This is a genomic window from Salinispora mooreana (genome assembly GCF_000379065.1).
GTDB lineage: Bacteria > Actinomycetota > Actinomycetes > Mycobacteriales > Micromonosporaceae > Micromonospora > Micromonospora mooreana.
On sequence record NZ_KB900614.1, the window covers coordinates 4,885,509 to 4,900,739 of the forward strand.

A 15,231-nucleotide genomic window follows, 5' to 3' on the forward strand; every position below is an offset into this window, starting at 1 on the left:
AGCGAAGCACACCGGCGCTGTCGGCTAAGGTGTTAGCTAACCTTGGAGGTGGTGGTGTTGACCGAGGCTGCGCACTACAACATGCATGACGCCAAGACCCACCTGTCCCGCATCATCGAGCGGGTGGAAGGCGGTGAGGAGGTCTTCATCGACCGGGCGGGCACCCCCGTGGCGAAAGTCGTGCCCTTGGTGCGGCGGGTCAACCGCACCGCGATCGGCTCCCTCAGCGGGCAACTGGACCTCTCCGGTGATTGGGACTCCACCCACACCAACGACGAGATCGCCGGTGACTTCGGCATCAGCGCATGAGCCTGTTACTGGATACCCACGTCGCGCTCTGGGCCATCACCGGCGATGCAAACCTGGAACCGGCATTTCTTGACCGGCTTCGTCATGACCCGGACATCTTTCTTTCTCCGGTCACCCTCTGGGAGATCACCATCAAGCAGAGGGCGGGGAAGCTCGCTGGACCGCCCGACCTCGCCGAGCGGGTCCGGGGCATGGGTTTTCGCGAACTGGCGGTGACGCATGCCCACGCGATCGCCGCCGGTCGCCTCCCACCGCATCACCGCGATCCCTTCGACCGGATGCTGGTGGCGCAGGCAACCGTGGAAGGCATGACGTTGGCCTCGCGTGACGGGTCGATCGCGCGGTACGACGTGGACCTCCTCAAGGTCTGACCCGCCCCTGTCGCCAGCGGATGCTCAGCCGCGGGCGGAGATGCGGTCGGCGCGGTACAACAGCGCGGCGGCGACGAGGCCGCCAACCAGGACGGCCACCGCCCCCACCGTCTGGCCGGTGCGCACCGCGTCGGCGAAGGCGGCGGTGACCGCCTCCCGGTCCGGGCCCGCCGCGGCCAGGGCCGCGGGGAACGAGCCGGCGCCGGCCAGCGCGGCGGGCAACAGCGCGGCGAAGCGGGCGTTGAGCACCGCGCCCAGCACGGCGATGCCGAGACTGCTGCCAACCTCGGTCATGGTGCCGTCAATGCCGGCCCCGGCGCCCGCCTTGTCCGTGGGGATCGCGCTCATCACCGCCTCAACGATCGCCGGGTTCGCCAGTGCGCAGCCCGTACCCATGATGAGCAACCCGGCCAGCAGCGTGCCGTAGCCCTCGGTGGGAACGTGCGTAACCAGCGCCAGCCCGCCGGCGAGCAGGGTCATCCCGGTGGCGATGGCGGCGGGTAGCCCGAGCCGGCGGATCATCAGCGTGGCGATACCGCCAACGTTGAGCACCACGATGGAGAGCGCGAACGGCACCATCCTCAGCCCGGCCTCCCAGGCCGGGTAGCCGCGGACAAACTGCAGGTGCTGGGTGAGGAGGAAGAGCGCGCCGGTGGCGCCGAACGTGATCAGCACCACGCCGCAGACCGCGCCGACGAAGCGGCGGTTCCGGAAGAACTGCATGTCCAGCATCGGGTGGGCGACCCACTGCTCCCAGCGGACGAAGAGCACCAGCGACAGCACGCCGGCGACGCCCGCGCCGAGTACCTTCGTCGAGGCCCAGCCGAGCTCCGGACCGGAGATGATCGCCCAGACGATCGCGGTCAGGCCGATGGTGGAGAGCGCCACTCCGACCAGGTCGAGGCGTCCGTTGGCGGGACCTCGTGACTCCGGGATCAGCGCCCGCCCGGCGAGCACACAGACCAGTACGATCGGGATGTTCATCAAGAAGATCGCGCCCCAGGGCAGGTGGGCGAGGACGATCCCACCGATCGGTGGCCCGGCGGCGAACCCCAGCGCGCTGGTCGCCGCCCAGATGCCGATGGCCCGCGACCGCTCGGCGGAGTCGAAGACCTGCATGGCGATGGCGAGGGTGGCGGTGACCAGCAGCGCACCTCCCACGCCCATCCCGGCCCGCGCGGCGATCAACTGCTCGGAGGTACGGGCGAGGCCGGCCGCCAGCGAGCCCACGCCGAACAGCACCAGCCCGACCAGCAGCATCCGCCGCCGTCCGTACCGGTCCACGGCGCTGCCCGCGCTGAGCAGCAGCCCGGACAGCACCAACGCGTACGCGTTGATCATCCACTGCACGTCGGCGGTGCCCGCGCCGAGCTCCACCGTGAGTACCGGAACCGCCACCGTCAACACGGTGTTGTCCAGCACCACGACGAGTTGGGTCAGGCAGAGGATCGCGAGAATCAGCCAGCGGTGCGGCACCTTGCTGCCGGCGACGGGGAGGTCGACCGGCGCCGGCGCGGTCGCTGAAGCGCCGCTCATCGCGCCGCGGTTTCGTCGTTCATGGTCCGGCTGCCGAGGCCCATCAGGCGCCCCGCCAGTAGCCGAGGGAGGTGAGCTGGTGTTTGCCGATGCCGAGCGTCCGTCGCACGTGCCGGGTGATGCGGCGGGTGCTGGCCGCCTCACACGCCACCCAGTAGTGTGCGGTCTCGCCGGACGGTAGCGCGGCGCAGACGGTGTCGACCAGATGCTGCCCATCGTCGCGGCGCGGCACCCACGTCACGTCGTGGTGCGCCCGGGCGCGCGGAGTCAACGCCTTCTCGTCTTCATGGGCGAACTCCAGCCACACCGTTGCGGGGATGTCGGCGCCAGCGTCGAGGAGGCTGTTGACCGCCGGTAGGGACGCCGCGTCCCCGACCAGGTAGAGGTGTTCCGGCGCCGGGTCGGGCAGATGGAAGGCGCTGCCCTGAACGGTCGCGTCGATGGTGTCACCGACCTCCGCGGTGGTGGCCCAGCGGGCGGCGCAGCCGTCGTGAATGGCGAACTCCAGGGTGAATCGCCCGGTTGCCGGATCTGGGTCGACCAGCGTGTACGCCCGCTGGTGTGCCCGGCCGTTGGCGTCGAACCAGAGCCGGATCCACATCGTCGGGTGCACGCCGCACGCCGCCAGGAGCCCGCCGTCGTCGAGGAGTAGGCGCTGGTAGCGCCCGGCAACCGACTCGGTGTTCAACACGGTGAGCCGGAAGTCCCGGCCGCCCATGGCCCGGAGGACCAGGCCTTCCCAGTTCCGTTTCACGAAGCCTCCAGCTAAGGTCAGCCTAAGTTAGGAGAGGTTAACCTAAGCGGAGGCTCTGATGGTACCGCTCCCCGCCCACCGGGCCCCAAGCTGCTGACCCGATTCCCGCCCGGCCGCCGAATGAAAGGCGAGATTACGTGATTTATCATGACCAGATCCCCGACCTCGGTGAACTGACGCTGGAGCCGGTCTGCCCCGACCGGCACGCCGCACTGCTGCACGGTTGGGTGACCCTGCCTCGGAACGAGTTCTGGGGCATGGGGTCGCACACGCTCGACCAGGTGCGTGAGATCTATACGTTCCTCGACGGGTTGGACACCCACCACGCGTACCTGATTGTGCTGAACGGCGAGCCGGTCGGACTGTTCCAGACCTACCAGCCGGAGGCGGACCCGGTGGGGGAGCGCTATGTGGTGCAGGCGGGGGACATGGGGATGCACCTGTTGCTCAACCCGCCCCGGCACTACCTCCGTGGCCTCACCACGGCGGTCGGCCCCGCGCTGGTCCGGTTCCTGCTGCAAGACCCGGCCACCCACCGCATCGTGGTGGAGCCGGATGTGCGCAACGAGGCCGCGCTGCGCCGGCTGCGGATCGAAGGGTTCACCTTCGCCGCGGAGATCGACATGCCCGACAAGCGGGCCCAATTGGCTTTTCTGACCCGAGCCCGGTTTGAAGCCGACCATCCGACTGCGGTGGGATAGGGATCTCCGCTGTAACGGATCTCCAACGCACCCCGACGGGACTGTGGCCCGACCGGGATGAGGGCGAACTTTCGGTCAACCAGGGTCATCTGAATCGGCGCTTCGGACATCACCCGACTCTCCTCGCCCTGTTCCGCCATCAGCTCGGCGTATGCCCGGGACCCGGCATCGTCCAGCGTGCTCTCCTGGTATTTGTGACGGATCGTCACCCCTCGGGAGAGGGCGATCCGGGTCAGGGTCTCGATGGTTCCTGGTGGCATCGCCCGGCCGGTGGTCAGCGTCATGATGCTCTCGGATGCGGTGCAGGCGTGCTCGGTCAGGCGTTCCCACACGGTGTCGGCACCTTCCAGCCGCACGATCTCCTCCCGCCCGCGGTGGGTGTCGTGGCTGGCCGCCTGGGCGAGCACCGAGGCGCGGGCCGCCAGGAGCTTCGCCTGCTGTGTGATCATCTGCTGCTCGGCCTGGTGCAGCAGGGCGAGCCGCAGGCTCACCGAGCGCAGACCGCCTTCCTGGTCGGGTCGTCGCGGGAACGATCTCGTTCGCGCACATGGGCCGAATGTCGGCGGGTGTCCGCGCCTGTTCCGGACCGGAGCTGATGATGCGGCCGGCCCGTCGGCGGCGGTGAGTTTCGACTCGCCGGGACCTACCGGACCACCTGCCGACCGCGAGACATCGATTATGTGAGCCTTCCAACCTGATCCTGCAGGTCGGCGCGGTCGGGAGGGGCGTTGATCGATGAGGGCGAGGCTCCGGGTAGGACAGCGAATCGACCACAACCCGATGCCCCGACCGGGAGCCTCGCCATGCTGTCCTTCCCTGCCACGGTTTTCTTGTGTCCGTGTCCTGCCGGCCGCGGATACTGCTTCAGGCAGCCCACACTCGACGGCAGCCGCCGTCGACGAGGCGGTACGCTCGTCTCATGCCACAGCTCAACGGCCGCGACGCGGTCAGCACCGACCTGCACGACCCGGTCTTGTGGTGGCACCGCTCCGACCGGCGTCTGCCAGAGCTCGTCGTCGGAGCCCTCGCGTGAGGGACTTCGCCGCCCTCCACCGCACCGGCGATCCACTGGTGCTGCCGAACGTGTGGGACACAGCCTCCGCCCGTGGCCTGGTCGAGGCGGGATTTCCCGCGCTCGGCACGACCAGCCTCGGTGTTGCGGCGGCAGCTGGCCTGCCCGACGGTACCGATGCCACCCTCGAGGAGACGCTGCGCCTCACGCGGAGCCTGGCGGCGCTGCCCGTCCACCTCACCGTCGACATCGAGACTGGTTCGGTCGACACCGCGGCCGCCGTGGCCGACGCCGGCGCGGTGGGCGTGAACATGGAAGACGCCCTGTGCCCGGCCGAGACGCACGCGGCGCTCATCCGAGCTGTGAAGCGCGAGGTTCCCCGCCTGTTCGTCAACGCCAGGACCGACACCTATTGGCAGCGCTCTGGTGAGTTGGCCGAAACGCTGCGCCGGGTGCGGCTCTACGCCGACGCCGGCGCCGACGGAGTGTTCGTCCCGGGGTTGGCGGGGCCTGCCGACATCGCCGCTGTCGTGGCGGCGGTCGAGGTGCCGGTCAACGTTCTGTTTCTGCCCGGCCAACACACCGTCGCCACCCTGGCTGACCTGGGTGTCGGACGGATCAGCACCGGCTCGCTACTCTTTCGCGCCGCCCTGGCCGCATCAGTGGAGACCGCCGTAGCCGTCCGCGACGGCCGCACCGTGCGACGGGACCTACCGTCCTACGAGAAGATCAATGCCTGGTCGTAGGACGTCGGGCCACCCCCTCGGGGCGGCCCGACGTCGTACTGCTGTTGCTCAGGCCGAGCAACTGGTGGTGGAGGTGGTGCTGCTGCAGGTCGAGGTGGTGGCCGACGAGGAGCAGGAGGCGAGGATCGCCTCGGACGCGTCGGCGTAGTCGGAGATCGCGAAGGTCTCCGACTCCAGCTCCATGATCTCCTCGGCGAGGGCGTTGAGGTCGGTGTCATGCTCCATGATGGCTCCTCCCGGGTCGGCGTCCGGCCGGCGTGTCCGGTCGGCCCACCGCAAGCACACCCCAGGGCGCTTACCGATCGCGTGGTGCCGGCATCACACACCGCTGTCGCCCGATGTCAGTGACCTGACAGTGGCGTCGGCTTGGCTGACCTCATGGTGTTCGTAGCTGCCGATGCCGCCGACTCGGCCGGCCCGCCGGTTGGTCGGAAGATCGTTGCCGCCGCGGCCCGGCGCTACCGCGACCTGCAACAGCGGAGTGTCCGCCGTGAAGGCCCCCGCCAGTCGACCACGGCAGCGGCTACCCGACGGCGGCTACGTCATGCCAGTGAGCTCAGCTCGCTGCTCCGACACATCGTTCCCAGTCCTGCCGCCACCGCCGTTCATCCGGTTCGCCGGCGGCAGCGACCAGCGCCTCCAGCGCGTCGATCAGCCCGACGTCAGGTGCCGTGCCGGTCACCGCGACCAGCCGTCGGATCTCGGCGCTACAGCGTCGAACGACCTCGCCGACCAGGTCCCGGCCCGTGACGGTCAGGCTGAGCCAGGACACCCGGCGGTCGCTCTCGCCGGTCCGTCGGGCCACCAGCCCCCGTCGGGCCAGACGGTCACAGGCGCGGGTGACGGTCGAGGGGTGGACGCGCAGTGTCGCGGCGAGGTCAACGACCCGGGCCGGCCCCTGGGAGACGAGGAGGACCAGGATTCGGTACTGCGACATCGTGAGGTCGACATCGAGGGCATCGAGCGTGCGGACGGTGACGCCGACCAGCGAGCGGCCCAGCGCTGCCAGCGCATCTACCAGGGGTTCATCCACCTGAGGCTCGTCCACCGCCGTCGACGACCCCGTTGGCTCCACGTAGAGTCGCATCGGCCCATAGTTGCACGGATACTCGCACCACGGTCGGGGGTGATCATGGGAAACACCGGCTCCATCAGCCGGCGGGAGCAGCGGGTCGCGAGCTGGGAGCGCCTGACTGCGCTGCCGTTGACCGTTTTCTCTTTGGTGTTCCTGGCCGCATATGCTGCGCCGATCCTGGATCCACAGCTCAGCTCGGCATGGATCACGGTCTGCCAGGTGACCACGTTCACCACCTGGCTGGTGTTCTGGCTCGACATGGCTGTCCGGTTCATCCTGCATACGCAGCGGCGACGCTTCCTCCGGGAGCACCTGTTCGACCTCGCCGTGTTGCTTCTGCCGATGCTCCGTCCGCTGCGGGCGCTGCGGTTGGTGACGGTGGTGCTCTCGCTCAGCCGGCGGACTGAGGCATGGGTTCGCGGCCGGCTCGGCATCTACGTGGCCGCGACCACCGTGTTGCTGGTGGGGGTCGCCTCCCTGGCGGTCCTTGACGCCGAGCGGGCGGCGCCCGACTCGTCTATCACCAACTACTCCGATGCCCTCTGGTGGGCGGCCGTGACCATCACGACCGTCGGCTACGGCGACTTCTATCCGGTCACCCCGGAGGGGCGGCTGGTGGCGGTCGGCCTGATGATCGGTGGCATCGGGCTGATCGGTTTCGTGACCGGCTCGCTCGCCACGTGGATCGTTGACCGGGTGTCCGGCCGGGACCGGCACCCGGCAGCGACCGCCGAGGACATCGCGGCGTTGCGCCAGGAGATCGCGGCGTTGCGCCAGCAGCTCGACCCGTCGGCCGGCGCCGTCCCCGCCGATCCGGTGGCCCCGCCGGTGCAGCCGGCCCACACGACCCACACCTGACGGGTGACCGGCGGCGGATGACACCGCCGCGCGGCGGCGGATTGGCCGACGGCGACGCGATCGGGTGCCGTCCCGGCATGCTGGTGCTCGTGGCGACGTCGAGCCGCTGGTATGGATGACATGTCCGACCAGCATTGGATGTTGGAGGCGGTGGACCTCCTGGTAAGGGTGGTCGAGGCCGCCGGAATCCTCATCATCTTCGTCGGTGCGATGATGGCGTTCGTTCGGTTCGTGGTCGTGGGACTGCGGCAGCGGCAGAGCCGGGCGTTCGTGCCGATCCGGCTGACTCTCGGGCGGTTCCTGACCCTCGGGCTGGAGTTTCAACTCGCCTCGGACATCATGCGTACCGCCGTCGCGCCAACCCTGCTGGACATCGCCGAGCTGGCTGCGGTGGCGGCGATCCGGACCGCGCTGAACTTCTTCCTCGCCCGTGAGATCAAGCAGGAGCGCCGCGAGATCGCCGAGCTCGGCTCGCCCGGGACCGGCGACGCGAACCGGGCGGGTCCGGAGCCGGCCTCGTGAGTGCCTTGGTCGAGTACGCCGTACTGGCCTGCATGGCCGCGGGCATCGGGTCGGCCGCGGTGGTTCTGCTGGTGTCCCGGAACGGAGTCTTGGCCCTACGCGTCGGCCTTGACCTGTGGTTGGCCGCCAGCCTGCTGCGAATCGCGGAGCCGCCGGTGGGGGAGCACCTGCTCTACGTGGTGGCGATTCTGGTGATCCGTCAGCTGATCCGCGTGGTCCTGGTCACCGGTTGGAGTCAGCGGCGGCCAGCGGATCCGGGGTTGTCGCAGCGCCCGTCCGCCCGCTAGCGCCACTACAGCGTTGACGATGTCGTAGCACGTGGGCGCGGCACCCGGGTCAGTTTGCTGGTTGTTCCGTCGCCGGTACCGCCGCAGGTCGCACGATGGGTGGTACGAGCGCCGGCACGCCAGGTGCCGGTGGTGACGCTACCGGGGGTAGCAAGGTGCAGGAGGTCGTGGTCTCGCCGGTGGAGGAGATCGGTGGGGTGCTGCCGGGGCTGGCCGAGCAGGTGTGGACCAACGCCCGGGAGGACCCGGAGGCGGTGCAGTTCGTCCGGCCCGCGCCGGTGTCCCGCGCCTGGCCCGCGCGCCGGTCGGTGCGCGGTGGGGACGTGCCGGTGACGTGCGCCCAGTTCCGGGACGACGTACTCAGCCTCGCCCGCGGCTTCCTCGCGGCCGGAGTGGGGCACGGTGACCGGATCGGGCTGGTCAGCCGCACCCGGTACGAGTGGACCCTGGTCGACTACGCCCTCTGGGCTATCGGGGCGGTGTCGGTGCCGGCTTTCGAGACGGCCAGCGCGGACCAACTTGGGTGGATCCTGTCGGACGCGGGCGTGGTGGGCTGCGTGGTGGAGACGTCTGATCAGGCCGAGTTGGTCGCCAGTCGGCGTTCGGATCTGCCGGCGCTGCGCGAGGTGTGGCAGATCGACGCCGGCGATCTAACCAATCTGGCCGGCCAGGGGCGTGCGGTTGACGACGCGGTGGTTGACGGCCGGCGCCGCCGGGTGACCGGTGGTGACATGGCCACGATCGTCTACACCAGCGGCACGACCGGTCGGCCAAAGGGCTGTGTGCTGACCCACCGATCCGTCCACTGTGACGTGACTGCCGCCGTCTCGGTGCTGCCGCAGCTGCTACACGCCGGGGCTACCACGGTGTTGTTCCTGCCCCTGGCCCACGCGTTCGCCCGGATGATCCAGGTTGGGGTGGTGCAGACCCGGACCACCATGGTGCACAGCGCCGATATCGCGGGCGTGCTGGAGCAGCTACGCCGGCACCGGCCGACGTTCGTCCTGGCGGTGCCCCGGGTCTTCGAGAAGCTGCACAGTCGGGCCCGGCAGAAGGCCGAGGACAGCCACCGGGGCTGGCTGTTTCGGCTCGCCGAGCGGGTGGCGGTGCGGTACAGCCACGGCCTCGATCGTTCCTGGGGCCCGAATCCCCTGCTTCGGCTGGCCCGAGGCGGGTTCGACCTGCTGGTGTACCGGAAGCTGCGGGCCGCACTGGGCGGTCGGTGCTCCGCGGCTATTGTCGGCGGTGCGCCGCTCGGTGAGTGGCTGGGGCACTTCTTCCGTGGCGCGGGCCTGCTGGTGTTGGAGGGGTACGGGCTCACCGAGGCCTCCCCGGCGTTGACGGCGAACACGCCGACAACCCAGCGGATCGGCACGGTAGGTCGACCCCTGCCCGGTGTCAAGATCCAGATCGCCGACGATGGTGAGATCCTCGCCCGCGGCGACCCGGTCTTCCCCGGGTACTGGAACAACGCGGAGGCGACCCGGGCCGTGTTCACCCAGGACGGGTGGATGCGGACCGGCGACCTCGGCGAACTCGACTCGGACGGGTTCCTGCGGATCACCGGGCGGCAGAAGGAGATCATCGTTACCGCCTCGGGGCAGAACCTCGCGCCCGCGCCGCTCGAGGAGGCGATTCGCGCGCACCCGTTGGTCAGCCAGTGCATGCTGATCGGTGACGATCGCCCGTACGTCGCCGCGCTGGTCACCATCGACCCGTCCGCCTGGGAACGCTGGCGCTCCGAGCACGGCCGCTCGGACGACGCGACCGTGGCCGAGCTGCGGGACGACCCGGAGCTGTGCGGCGAGATCCAGTCGGCCGTTGACCGCGCGAACGCGACCGTCTCCCGCGCCGAGCAGGTCAAGACCTTCCGCATCCTGCCCCGGGATCTCACCGAGGCCGACGGTGAACTCACCCCCATTCTCAAGATCAAGAAAAGTGTGGTCGAGGAACACTTCAGCGAGGATGTCGACGCCCTGTACCAGGGCCACTGAACCGGGCGGGGGAGCTGGCGTTCGTGCTCTGAAGCAGGGCCGCTGAACCGGGTGGGCGCTGGCGTCCGTTCCGCCTCGAGCGGAGCTGGTGTCCGTCAGGACGATGCCGCGACGGGGGAGCCGTGGCGGCGTACCGGAAGGGGTGCCATGGCAGCCGGCGTCATCGGCGTGGTGATCGTGCTGGTCGTTCTGGCGCTGCTCGGCGCCCTGAGCCTCCGGATCGTGCAGCAGTACGAGCGCGGGGTGGTCTTCCGATTCGGACGGGTGTTGCTCCCCGTCCGGGAACCCGGCCTGCGGCTGATCATTCCAATCGTGGACCGCATGGTCCGGGTGAGCATGCAGACCACGGTGATCGACGTGCCGGCGCAGGGGGCGATCACGCGGGACAACGTGACCCTCAAGGTTGACGCGGTGGTCTACTTCCGGGTCGTGGACCCGGTGAAGGCCCTGGTGAACGTGGAGAAGTATCCGGCGGCGGTGCTGCAGATCTCGCAGACCGCGCTGCGCTCGGTGATCGGCAAGGTGGACCTGGACACCCTCCTCGCCGACCGGGACAAGGTCAACGCCGATCTCAAGTCGGTGATCGACGATCCGACCGAGGAGCCGTGGGGGCTGAACATCGAGCGGGTCGAGGTCAAGGACGTCTCGTTGCCGGAGGGAATGAAGCGGTCGATGTCTCGGCAGGCCGAGGCCGAGCGGGACCGGCGGGCCCGGGTCATCGCCGCCGACGGCGAGTACCAGGCGTCCCAGCGGCTCGCCGACGCCTCCCAGACGATGGCGGACACCCCGGGCGCGTACCAGCTACGGCTGCTCCAGACCGTGTCGGATGTGGCGGCGGAGAAGAACAGCACCCTGGTGATGCCCTTCCCGGTGGAGCTGCTGCGCTTCTTCGACAAGTACGCGCGGGGCGCCCCGACCGACCAGGACGAGGCGGTGGCGGAGCAGGCAGCCGCGGTGGCCGGTGACGGGCACCGCCGCGACGGCGGGCCACGTCCGGCCCGGTGAACGGCTACCATCGGCCGCATGACCTGGCGACATTGATCCACCGCTGAGTGCCCTTCCCGTGGGCCACCGTGGTCGCCGTACCTCCGGCGTCCGTACTCACCCCACGGGAAGAAACGATGACCTTCGACACGACCCCACTGCGAGGTGGCCCGCACCCGGGCCCGACCGCCGCGCCCGACCGCCGCGCCCGACCGCCGCGCCCGACCGCCGCGCCCGACCGCCGCGGCCGACCGGCGGGTCCGGTCACTCGCGGCAGCCCTCTACGGGTACGCGTTCCTGCGCGACCTCGTCCTGCTCTACCCCGTCTACCCGCTGCTGTTCACCGACACCGGTCTGACGGTGTGGCAGATCTCGACCCTGTTCGTCATCTGGTCGGCCAGTTCGATCGTGCTGGAGGTCCCCTCCGGGGCGTTGGCCGACGCCGTCTCCCGACGGCTGCTGCTCTGCCTCGCGCCGCTGGTGACCGCCGCCGGCTTCGCGCTCTGGACACTCGTGCCCTCGTACCCGGCCTTCGCGGTGGGTTTCCTGCTCTGGGGAGTCGGCGGCGCGCTCGCCTCCGGTGCGTTGGAGGCCCTGGTCTACACCGGCCTGGACCGGCTTGGCGCGGCCAGCCGGTACGCCCGTGTCATCGGCCGGGCCCGCACCGCGGAAACCCTCGGCGTGTTGGCCTCCCTCGTGTTGGCGGCGCCGGTACTCGCCCTCGGCGGCTACCCCGCTCTCGGCGTGGCGAGCGTCCTGGCCTGCCTGGCGGCCGCCGCCGTCGCCACCCGCCTACCTGAGCACCGCGAGCCGGCCGCCGGGCCGAGCGCCGACCGCGACGACGGTGAACACGGCTGGTGGGCCTCCCTGCGGGGCGGGCTGGCCGAGGCGCACGCCGATCGGACGGTGCGCGCGGCGGTGCTGCTGGTCGCCGCCGTCGCCGCCGGATGGGGGGCGCTCGACGAGTACCTTCCGCTGTTGGCCCGAGACGTCGGGGCGAGCGGGCCGGCCGTGCCGTTGCTGCTCGTACTCACCTGGGTTGGTGTCGCCGTCGGCGGCCTGCTCGCCCCGGCGGGGGAGCGGCTGGGTCGTCGCGGGTACGCCGGCCTGATTGGTGGGTCTGCCGGGGCGCTCGCCGCCGGCGCGCTGATCGGTCATCCGGTCGGGTTCCTGCTGGTGGGCGTCGCCTTCTGCGGCTTCCAACTGGCCACTGTGCTCGCCGACGTCCGGCTCCAGACGCGGATCGTCGGCCCGGCCCGCGCCACCGTCACCTCGCTCGCCGGGATGGCGACCGACACGACGATCATCGCGTGCTATGTCGGGTACGGCCTGCTCGCCACCGTCGCCGGCAACCGGGTCGCGTTCGCGGTGGCGGTGGCGCCCTACCTTGTCGTGGCGCTGCTGGTGGCCGTCGTACGACCGGTCCGCCGATGATCTGGGTCATGGATGTGGCAGCGTGTACGGGTGCCCACCGTCGATGTTGACCTCGCCCTGGTCGGTGGTGGCGGCGCGGGCTCCCTCGTGCTCGCCGCCCTGGATCGGTGCGGCGTGCGTGGTCTGCGGGTGGCGGTGATCGATCCGGTGCGTCGTCGTGGACAGGACCGGACCTGGGCGTTCTGGGGCCGTCCCGACGACGGGCTCGAGCCGCTGTTGACGGCGAGCTGGTCACAGGTGGAGGTGACGACCCCCGGGCGGCACCGCGTGCTCGACCTCACCCCGCTGCGGTACGCGATGCTGCGCTCGGCCGCGGTCTACGACCGGGCCGCCACCGCCGAGCGGCGGCTCGGTGCGGTCCGCGTCGTCGCCCCGGCCGAGGCGGTCGAGGACGACGGCGACCGGGTCACGGTCCACGCCGGCGGATCGACGCTGCGGGCATCCTGGGTCCTCGACTCCCGGCCGCGCCCGCCCCGGCGGGCCGGGCGGACCAACTGGCTCCAGCACTTCCGCGGCTGGTGGCTCGAGGCTGACCGGCCGCTCTTCGACCCGGCTCGGGCGGTGTTGATGGACTTCCGCACCCCGCAGCCGGATCGGGGGGTCTCGTTCGGGTACGTGCTGCCGGTCAGTGACCGGTACGCGTTGGTCGAGTACACCGAGTTCACCCCCGGCCTGCTCACCGACGCCGGCTACGACGCGGCGCTGGCCGGATACCGGGACCGGCTCGGGCTGGACCCGGCCCGGCTGCGAGTGCGGGAGGTGGAGAACGGGGTGATCCCGATGACCGACGGCCCGTTCGACCCGCGGCCCTCGCCCCGGGTGATCCGTCTCGGCACCGGCGGTGGCGCCACCCGCCCCTCCACCGGCTTCACGTTCGCCGCCATGCACCGACAGGCGGGGCAGATCGCCGAGGCGCTCGCCGACGGGCGGGCACCGGTGCCGGCACCCGCGTACCCCTGCCGGCACCGGTGGCTGGACGCGGTCGCGCTGCGGGCGCTGGACCGCGGTGGGGTGGGCGGTCCCGACTTCTTCGACCGGCTCTTCGACCGCAACCCGGCCGAACGGGTGCTGCGCTTCCTCGACGGGACCACCAGCCCGGCCGAGGAGGTCGCGCTGATGGGCACCACCCGGTTGGCGCCGATGCTCGCCGCCACCGCCGGTGACGCCGCCGCCCGGCTGCGGGACCGGCTTGTGCCGTGGCGGCGTCCCACCACCTGGCAGATACCGTCGCCGGTCACCGGCGCGGGGCGGCGCTCCCAGCCGGGGGAGTGACCTGCCCGCTGGACGAGTGCCGCGGTAACCGGATCACTCCCGGTTCGGGTCGACGGCCCCGGAAACGTCAGCCACGTCATAACCGGCCCGACTGATCTCCCGCGCCGAACGCTGGTCTTCGGCGGGAAGGTCCGCGAAGTCGTCACCGACATCCTCGGTCTGCGGCAGCGACTCGCCCGGCGGCCGAAGCGACGCCTCCAGCGCCGTCGCGCCGTCCGGTTCGTCCGTGTCGGCCAGGTCGAAGCGGTGTTGCTCGGTCATGGCGCACTCCCGCCCATTGGCTCGCGGTGACCGCACCTGCCGCGGCGACCGAAGGTGGCTTACCCGGGCTCACCTACCCGGACGCCGCCCGGAGAAACGCGTAGCCCCGCCGCGGGCGCGCGGCGGGGCTGCCCAGTGCGCGGGCCGGCTGCGCCGCGGCGGAAGAGCGGTGGCCCGGTCACCGCGGGCGGCATCCAGCTGTGACTGGTGCACGAAGAGAGCACCCGACAGGTCCGCGCCGCATAGGTCGGCCCCGCGTAGGTCCGCGCCCGTGAGGTCCGCGCCGGTCAGGTCGACTCCGCGTAGGTCGGCACCGACCAGCTGGGCGCCGCGCAGACTTGCTCGACGCAGGTCGACTTGACGCAGGTCGGCGCCGAGTAGGGCGGCGCCGCGTCGGTCAACGCCGGGCCGGCCACCCCGGGCCCGGGCATGGTCACCGGCGTGGGCCAGCAGCGGAACGACTCTGCTCCGGTGCGCGTCAACGGCCAGCGACCGCAGCGACTCCGGGTCGCCGCCGGCCAGCCGGTCGGTGGCGGCGAGCGCCTCGGCCAGCGCGGCCCGCAGTGGTGCGGGCAGCTCCATCGTCAGCGCCTCGGTCAGATGCCAGAGCAGCTCGTGGAGCGGCCGAACCACGGTGAAGGTGTCGAACATCGCTTGGGCGGTGGGCTGGTCGTCCCGCCAGTCCCGCCCCCCGAAGGTCACCTGGGTCACCCGCTGACCGGCGCCGAAGCAGTCGAAGACGGTGCAGCCGGGGAAGCCGCGGCTCCGCAACTTGGTGTGGATTCCGCAGCGGAGGTCCGGGCCCAGGTTCGGACAGGGACGCCCGGCCGGCTTGTCGATCGCGAAGTCGGCCGAGGCGGCGAAGGCGGGCGCCACGCAGCAGATCCCTACACATCGGGAGCAGTCGGCGCGCAGCTCCTTCGGACCGACCGCTGTCATGTTGACTGATCCTCCTGCCGTGGCGCTCGATGCGAACCTCCGATTTTGCCACGGCGTCGGAGGTGCACCGGTTTGCGGTGACTGCGTGGTGGAAGTTCATCCACAAACATCGACTTAGTTGAGGCAGGGGATTGTGCCCCCCGCACCTCCTCTGCCATCCTCCTGGATGGACGCTG

The 15,231-nt window shown here is 70.7% G+C and carries 16 protein-coding genes and 2 pseudogenes; 11 read left to right on the forward strand and 7 right to left on the reverse strand.

Translation table 11 applies throughout. From position 1 onward, the window contains the following. Window positions 1-54 precede the first annotated feature (54 nt). Together SALPAC6_RS0123405 and SALPAC6_RS0123410 are read left to right on the forward strand one after the other, a co-directional pair. On the forward strand, window positions 55-309 hold the full coding sequence (locus SALPAC6_RS0123405; RefSeq protein WP_018255742.1) for a type II toxin-antitoxin system Phd/YefM family antitoxin: 255 nt from the start codon (window positions 55-57) through the stop codon (window positions 307-309). Next, window positions 306-680 (forward strand): type II toxin-antitoxin system VapC family toxin, encoded by a 375-nt coding sequence (locus tag SALPAC6_RS0123410; RefSeq protein WP_018255743.1) that lies wholly within the window; start codon window positions 306-308, stop codon window positions 678-680. Before SALPAC6_RS0123405 ends, SALPAC6_RS0123410 begins: the two co-directional genes overlap by 4 nt. A gap of 24 nt (window positions 681-704) precedes the next feature. Here the strand turns inward: SALPAC6_RS0123410 and SALPAC6_RS0123415 are convergent, their stop codons facing one another. Together SALPAC6_RS0123415 and SALPAC6_RS0123420 are read right to left on the reverse strand one after the other, a co-directional pair. Continuing rightward, window positions 705-2,216, reverse strand: a complete 1,512-nt coding sequence (locus tag SALPAC6_RS0123415) for an MFS transporter (protein WP_018255744.1) — start codon at window positions 2,214-2,216, stop codon at window positions 705-707. A 43-nt stretch (window positions 2,217-2,259) separates the two neighbouring features. Then, a complete protein-coding gene (locus SALPAC6_RS0123420) occupies window positions 2,260-2,970 on the reverse strand; it encodes a siderophore-interacting protein (protein WP_018255745.1) in 711 nt (236 codons plus the stop codon). Window positions 2,971-3,107: 137 nt separating this feature from the next. Here SALPAC6_RS0123420 and SALPAC6_RS26640 point away from each other — a divergent pair, with 137 nt between their 5' ends. Then, window positions 3,108-3,671: a GNAT family N-acetyltransferase gene (locus tag SALPAC6_RS26640; protein WP_018255746.1), complete on the forward strand. Its 564-nt coding sequence runs from the start codon at window positions 3,108-3,110 to the stop codon at window positions 3,669-3,671. An 8-nt stretch (window positions 3,672-3,679) separates the two neighbouring features. Here the strand turns inward: SALPAC6_RS26640 and SALPAC6_RS28485 are convergent. After that, window positions 3,680-4,192, reverse strand: a pseudogene (locus SALPAC6_RS28485) (LuxR family transcriptional regulator); the annotation flags it as partial. A 508-nt stretch (window positions 4,193-4,700) separates the two neighbouring features. On the opposite strand from SALPAC6_RS28485, the gene SALPAC6_RS0123435 reads away from it, so the two are divergent. Continuing rightward, window positions 4,701-5,429 (forward strand): isocitrate lyase/PEP mutase family protein, encoded by a 729-nt coding sequence (locus SALPAC6_RS0123435; RefSeq protein WP_018255749.1) that lies wholly within the window; start codon window positions 4,701-4,703, stop codon window positions 5,427-5,429. Window positions 5,430-5,477: 48 nt separating this feature from the next. Here the strand turns inward: SALPAC6_RS0123435 and SALPAC6_RS0123440 are convergent, their stop codons facing one another. After that, window positions 5,478-5,654, reverse strand: coding sequence for a thiazolylpeptide-type bacteriocin (locus SALPAC6_RS0123440; protein WP_018215603.1), 177 nt, complete (start codon window positions 5,652-5,654; stop codon window positions 5,478-5,480). A 331-nt stretch (window positions 5,655-5,985) separates the two neighbouring features. Continuing rightward, window positions 5,986-6,516: a MarR family winged helix-turn-helix transcriptional regulator gene (locus SALPAC6_RS0123450; RefSeq protein WP_018255751.1), complete on the reverse strand. Its 531-nt coding sequence runs from the start codon at window positions 6,514-6,516 to the stop codon at window positions 5,986-5,988. Between the two features lie 39 nt (window positions 6,517-6,555). On the opposite strand from SALPAC6_RS0123450, the gene SALPAC6_RS0123455 reads away from it, so the two are divergent. The 7 genes and pseudogenes from SALPAC6_RS0123455 (at window position 6,556) to SALPAC6_RS0123485 (ending at window position 13,855) form a co-directional block, all read left to right on the forward strand. Further along, on the forward strand, window positions 6,556-7,362 hold the full coding sequence (locus SALPAC6_RS0123455; RefSeq protein ID WP_018255752.1) for a potassium channel family protein: 807 nt from the start codon (window positions 6,556-6,558) through the stop codon (window positions 7,360-7,362). Between the two features lie 111 nt (window positions 7,363-7,473). Continuing rightward, on the forward strand, window positions 7,474-7,884 hold the full coding sequence (locus SALPAC6_RS0123460) for a DUF1622 domain-containing protein (protein WP_018255753.1): 411 nt from the start codon (window positions 7,474-7,476) through the stop codon (window positions 7,882-7,884). Continuing rightward, entirely contained in the window at window positions 7,881-8,171 is a 291-nt protein-coding gene (locus SALPAC6_RS0123465; protein WP_018255754.1) for a hypothetical protein, read from the forward strand. The genes SALPAC6_RS0123460 and SALPAC6_RS0123465 overlap by 4 nt, the downstream gene beginning before the upstream one ends. Before the next feature lie 95 nt (window positions 8,172-8,266). Further along, window positions 8,267-10,165: an AMP-dependent synthetase/ligase gene (locus SALPAC6_RS0123470; protein WP_018255755.1), complete on the forward strand. Its 1,899-nt coding sequence runs from the start codon at window positions 8,267-8,269 to the stop codon at window positions 10,163-10,165. Window positions 10,166-10,312: 147 nt separating this feature from the next. Beyond that, on the forward strand, window positions 10,313-11,170 hold the full coding sequence (locus SALPAC6_RS0123475; RefSeq protein WP_018255756.1) for a slipin family protein: 858 nt from the start codon (window positions 10,313-10,315) through the stop codon (window positions 11,168-11,170). A gap of 47 nt (window positions 11,171-11,217) precedes the next feature. Then, window positions 11,218-12,583 (forward strand): annotated as a pseudogene (locus SALPAC6_RS26650) (MFS transporter). Between the two features lie 12 nt (window positions 12,584-12,595). Then, window positions 12,596-13,855 carry a lycopene cyclase family protein gene (locus SALPAC6_RS0123485; protein ID WP_018255758.1) on the forward strand — a complete coding sequence of 420 codons (1,260 nt, stop codon included), beginning with the start codon at window positions 12,596-12,598 and terminating at the stop codon, window positions 13,853-13,855. 33 nt (window positions 13,856-13,888) lie between these two features. Here the strand turns inward: SALPAC6_RS0123485 and SALPAC6_RS0123490 are convergent, their stop codons facing one another. Together SALPAC6_RS0123490 and SALPAC6_RS0123495 are read right to left on the reverse strand one after the other, a co-directional pair. After that, window positions 13,889-14,116: a hypothetical protein gene (locus SALPAC6_RS0123490; RefSeq protein WP_018255759.1), complete on the reverse strand. Its 228-nt coding sequence runs from the start codon at window positions 14,114-14,116 to the stop codon at window positions 13,889-13,891. A gap of 69 nt (window positions 14,117-14,185) precedes the next feature. Beyond that, a complete protein-coding gene (locus SALPAC6_RS0123495) occupies window positions 14,186-15,055 on the reverse strand; it encodes a pentapeptide repeat-containing protein (RefSeq protein ID WP_018255760.1) in 870 nt (289 codons plus the stop codon). Window positions 15,056-15,231 lie beyond the last annotated feature (176 nt).

Excerpts from the sequence above, each read along its gene's own strand:
- SALPAC6_RS0123410 (WP_018255743.1), top strand. The coding sequence starts at position 306 with ATGAGCCTGTTACTGGATACCCACGTCGCGCTCTGGGCCATCACCGGC.
- SALPAC6_RS0123415 (WP_018255744.1), bottom strand. The coding sequence starts at position 2,216 with ATGAGCGGCGCTTCAGCGACCGCGCCGGCGCCGGTCGACCTCCCCGTC.
- SALPAC6_RS0123440 (WP_018215603.1), bottom strand. The coding sequence starts at position 5,654 with ATGGAGCATGACACCGACCTCAACGCCCTCGCCGAGGAGATCATGGAG.
- SALPAC6_RS0123450 (WP_018255751.1), bottom strand. The coding sequence starts at position 6,516 with ATGCGACTCTACGTGGAGCCAACGGGGTCGTCGACGGCGGTGGACGAG.
- SALPAC6_RS0123460 (WP_018255753.1), top strand. The coding sequence starts at position 7,474 with ATGGATGACATGTCCGACCAGCATTGGATGTTGGAGGCGGTGGACCTC.
- SALPAC6_RS0123470 (WP_018255755.1), top strand. The coding sequence starts at position 8,267 with ATGGGTGGTACGAGCGCCGGCACGCCAGGTGCCGGTGGTGACGCTACC.
- SALPAC6_RS0123475 (WP_018255756.1), top strand. The coding sequence starts at position 10,313 with ATGGCAGCCGGCGTCATCGGCGTGGTGATCGTGCTGGTCGTTCTGGCG.
- SALPAC6_RS0123485 (WP_018255758.1), top strand. The coding sequence starts at position 12,596 with ATGTGGCAGCGTGTACGGGTGCCCACCGTCGATGTTGACCTCGCCCTG.
- SALPAC6_RS0123490 (WP_018255759.1), bottom strand. The coding sequence starts at position 14,116 with ATGACCGAGCAACACCGCTTCGACCTGGCCGACACGGACGAACCGGAC.
- SALPAC6_RS0123495 (WP_018255760.1), bottom strand. The coding sequence starts at position 15,055 with ATGACAGCGGTCGGTCCGAAGGAGCTGCGCGCCGACTGCTCCCGATGT.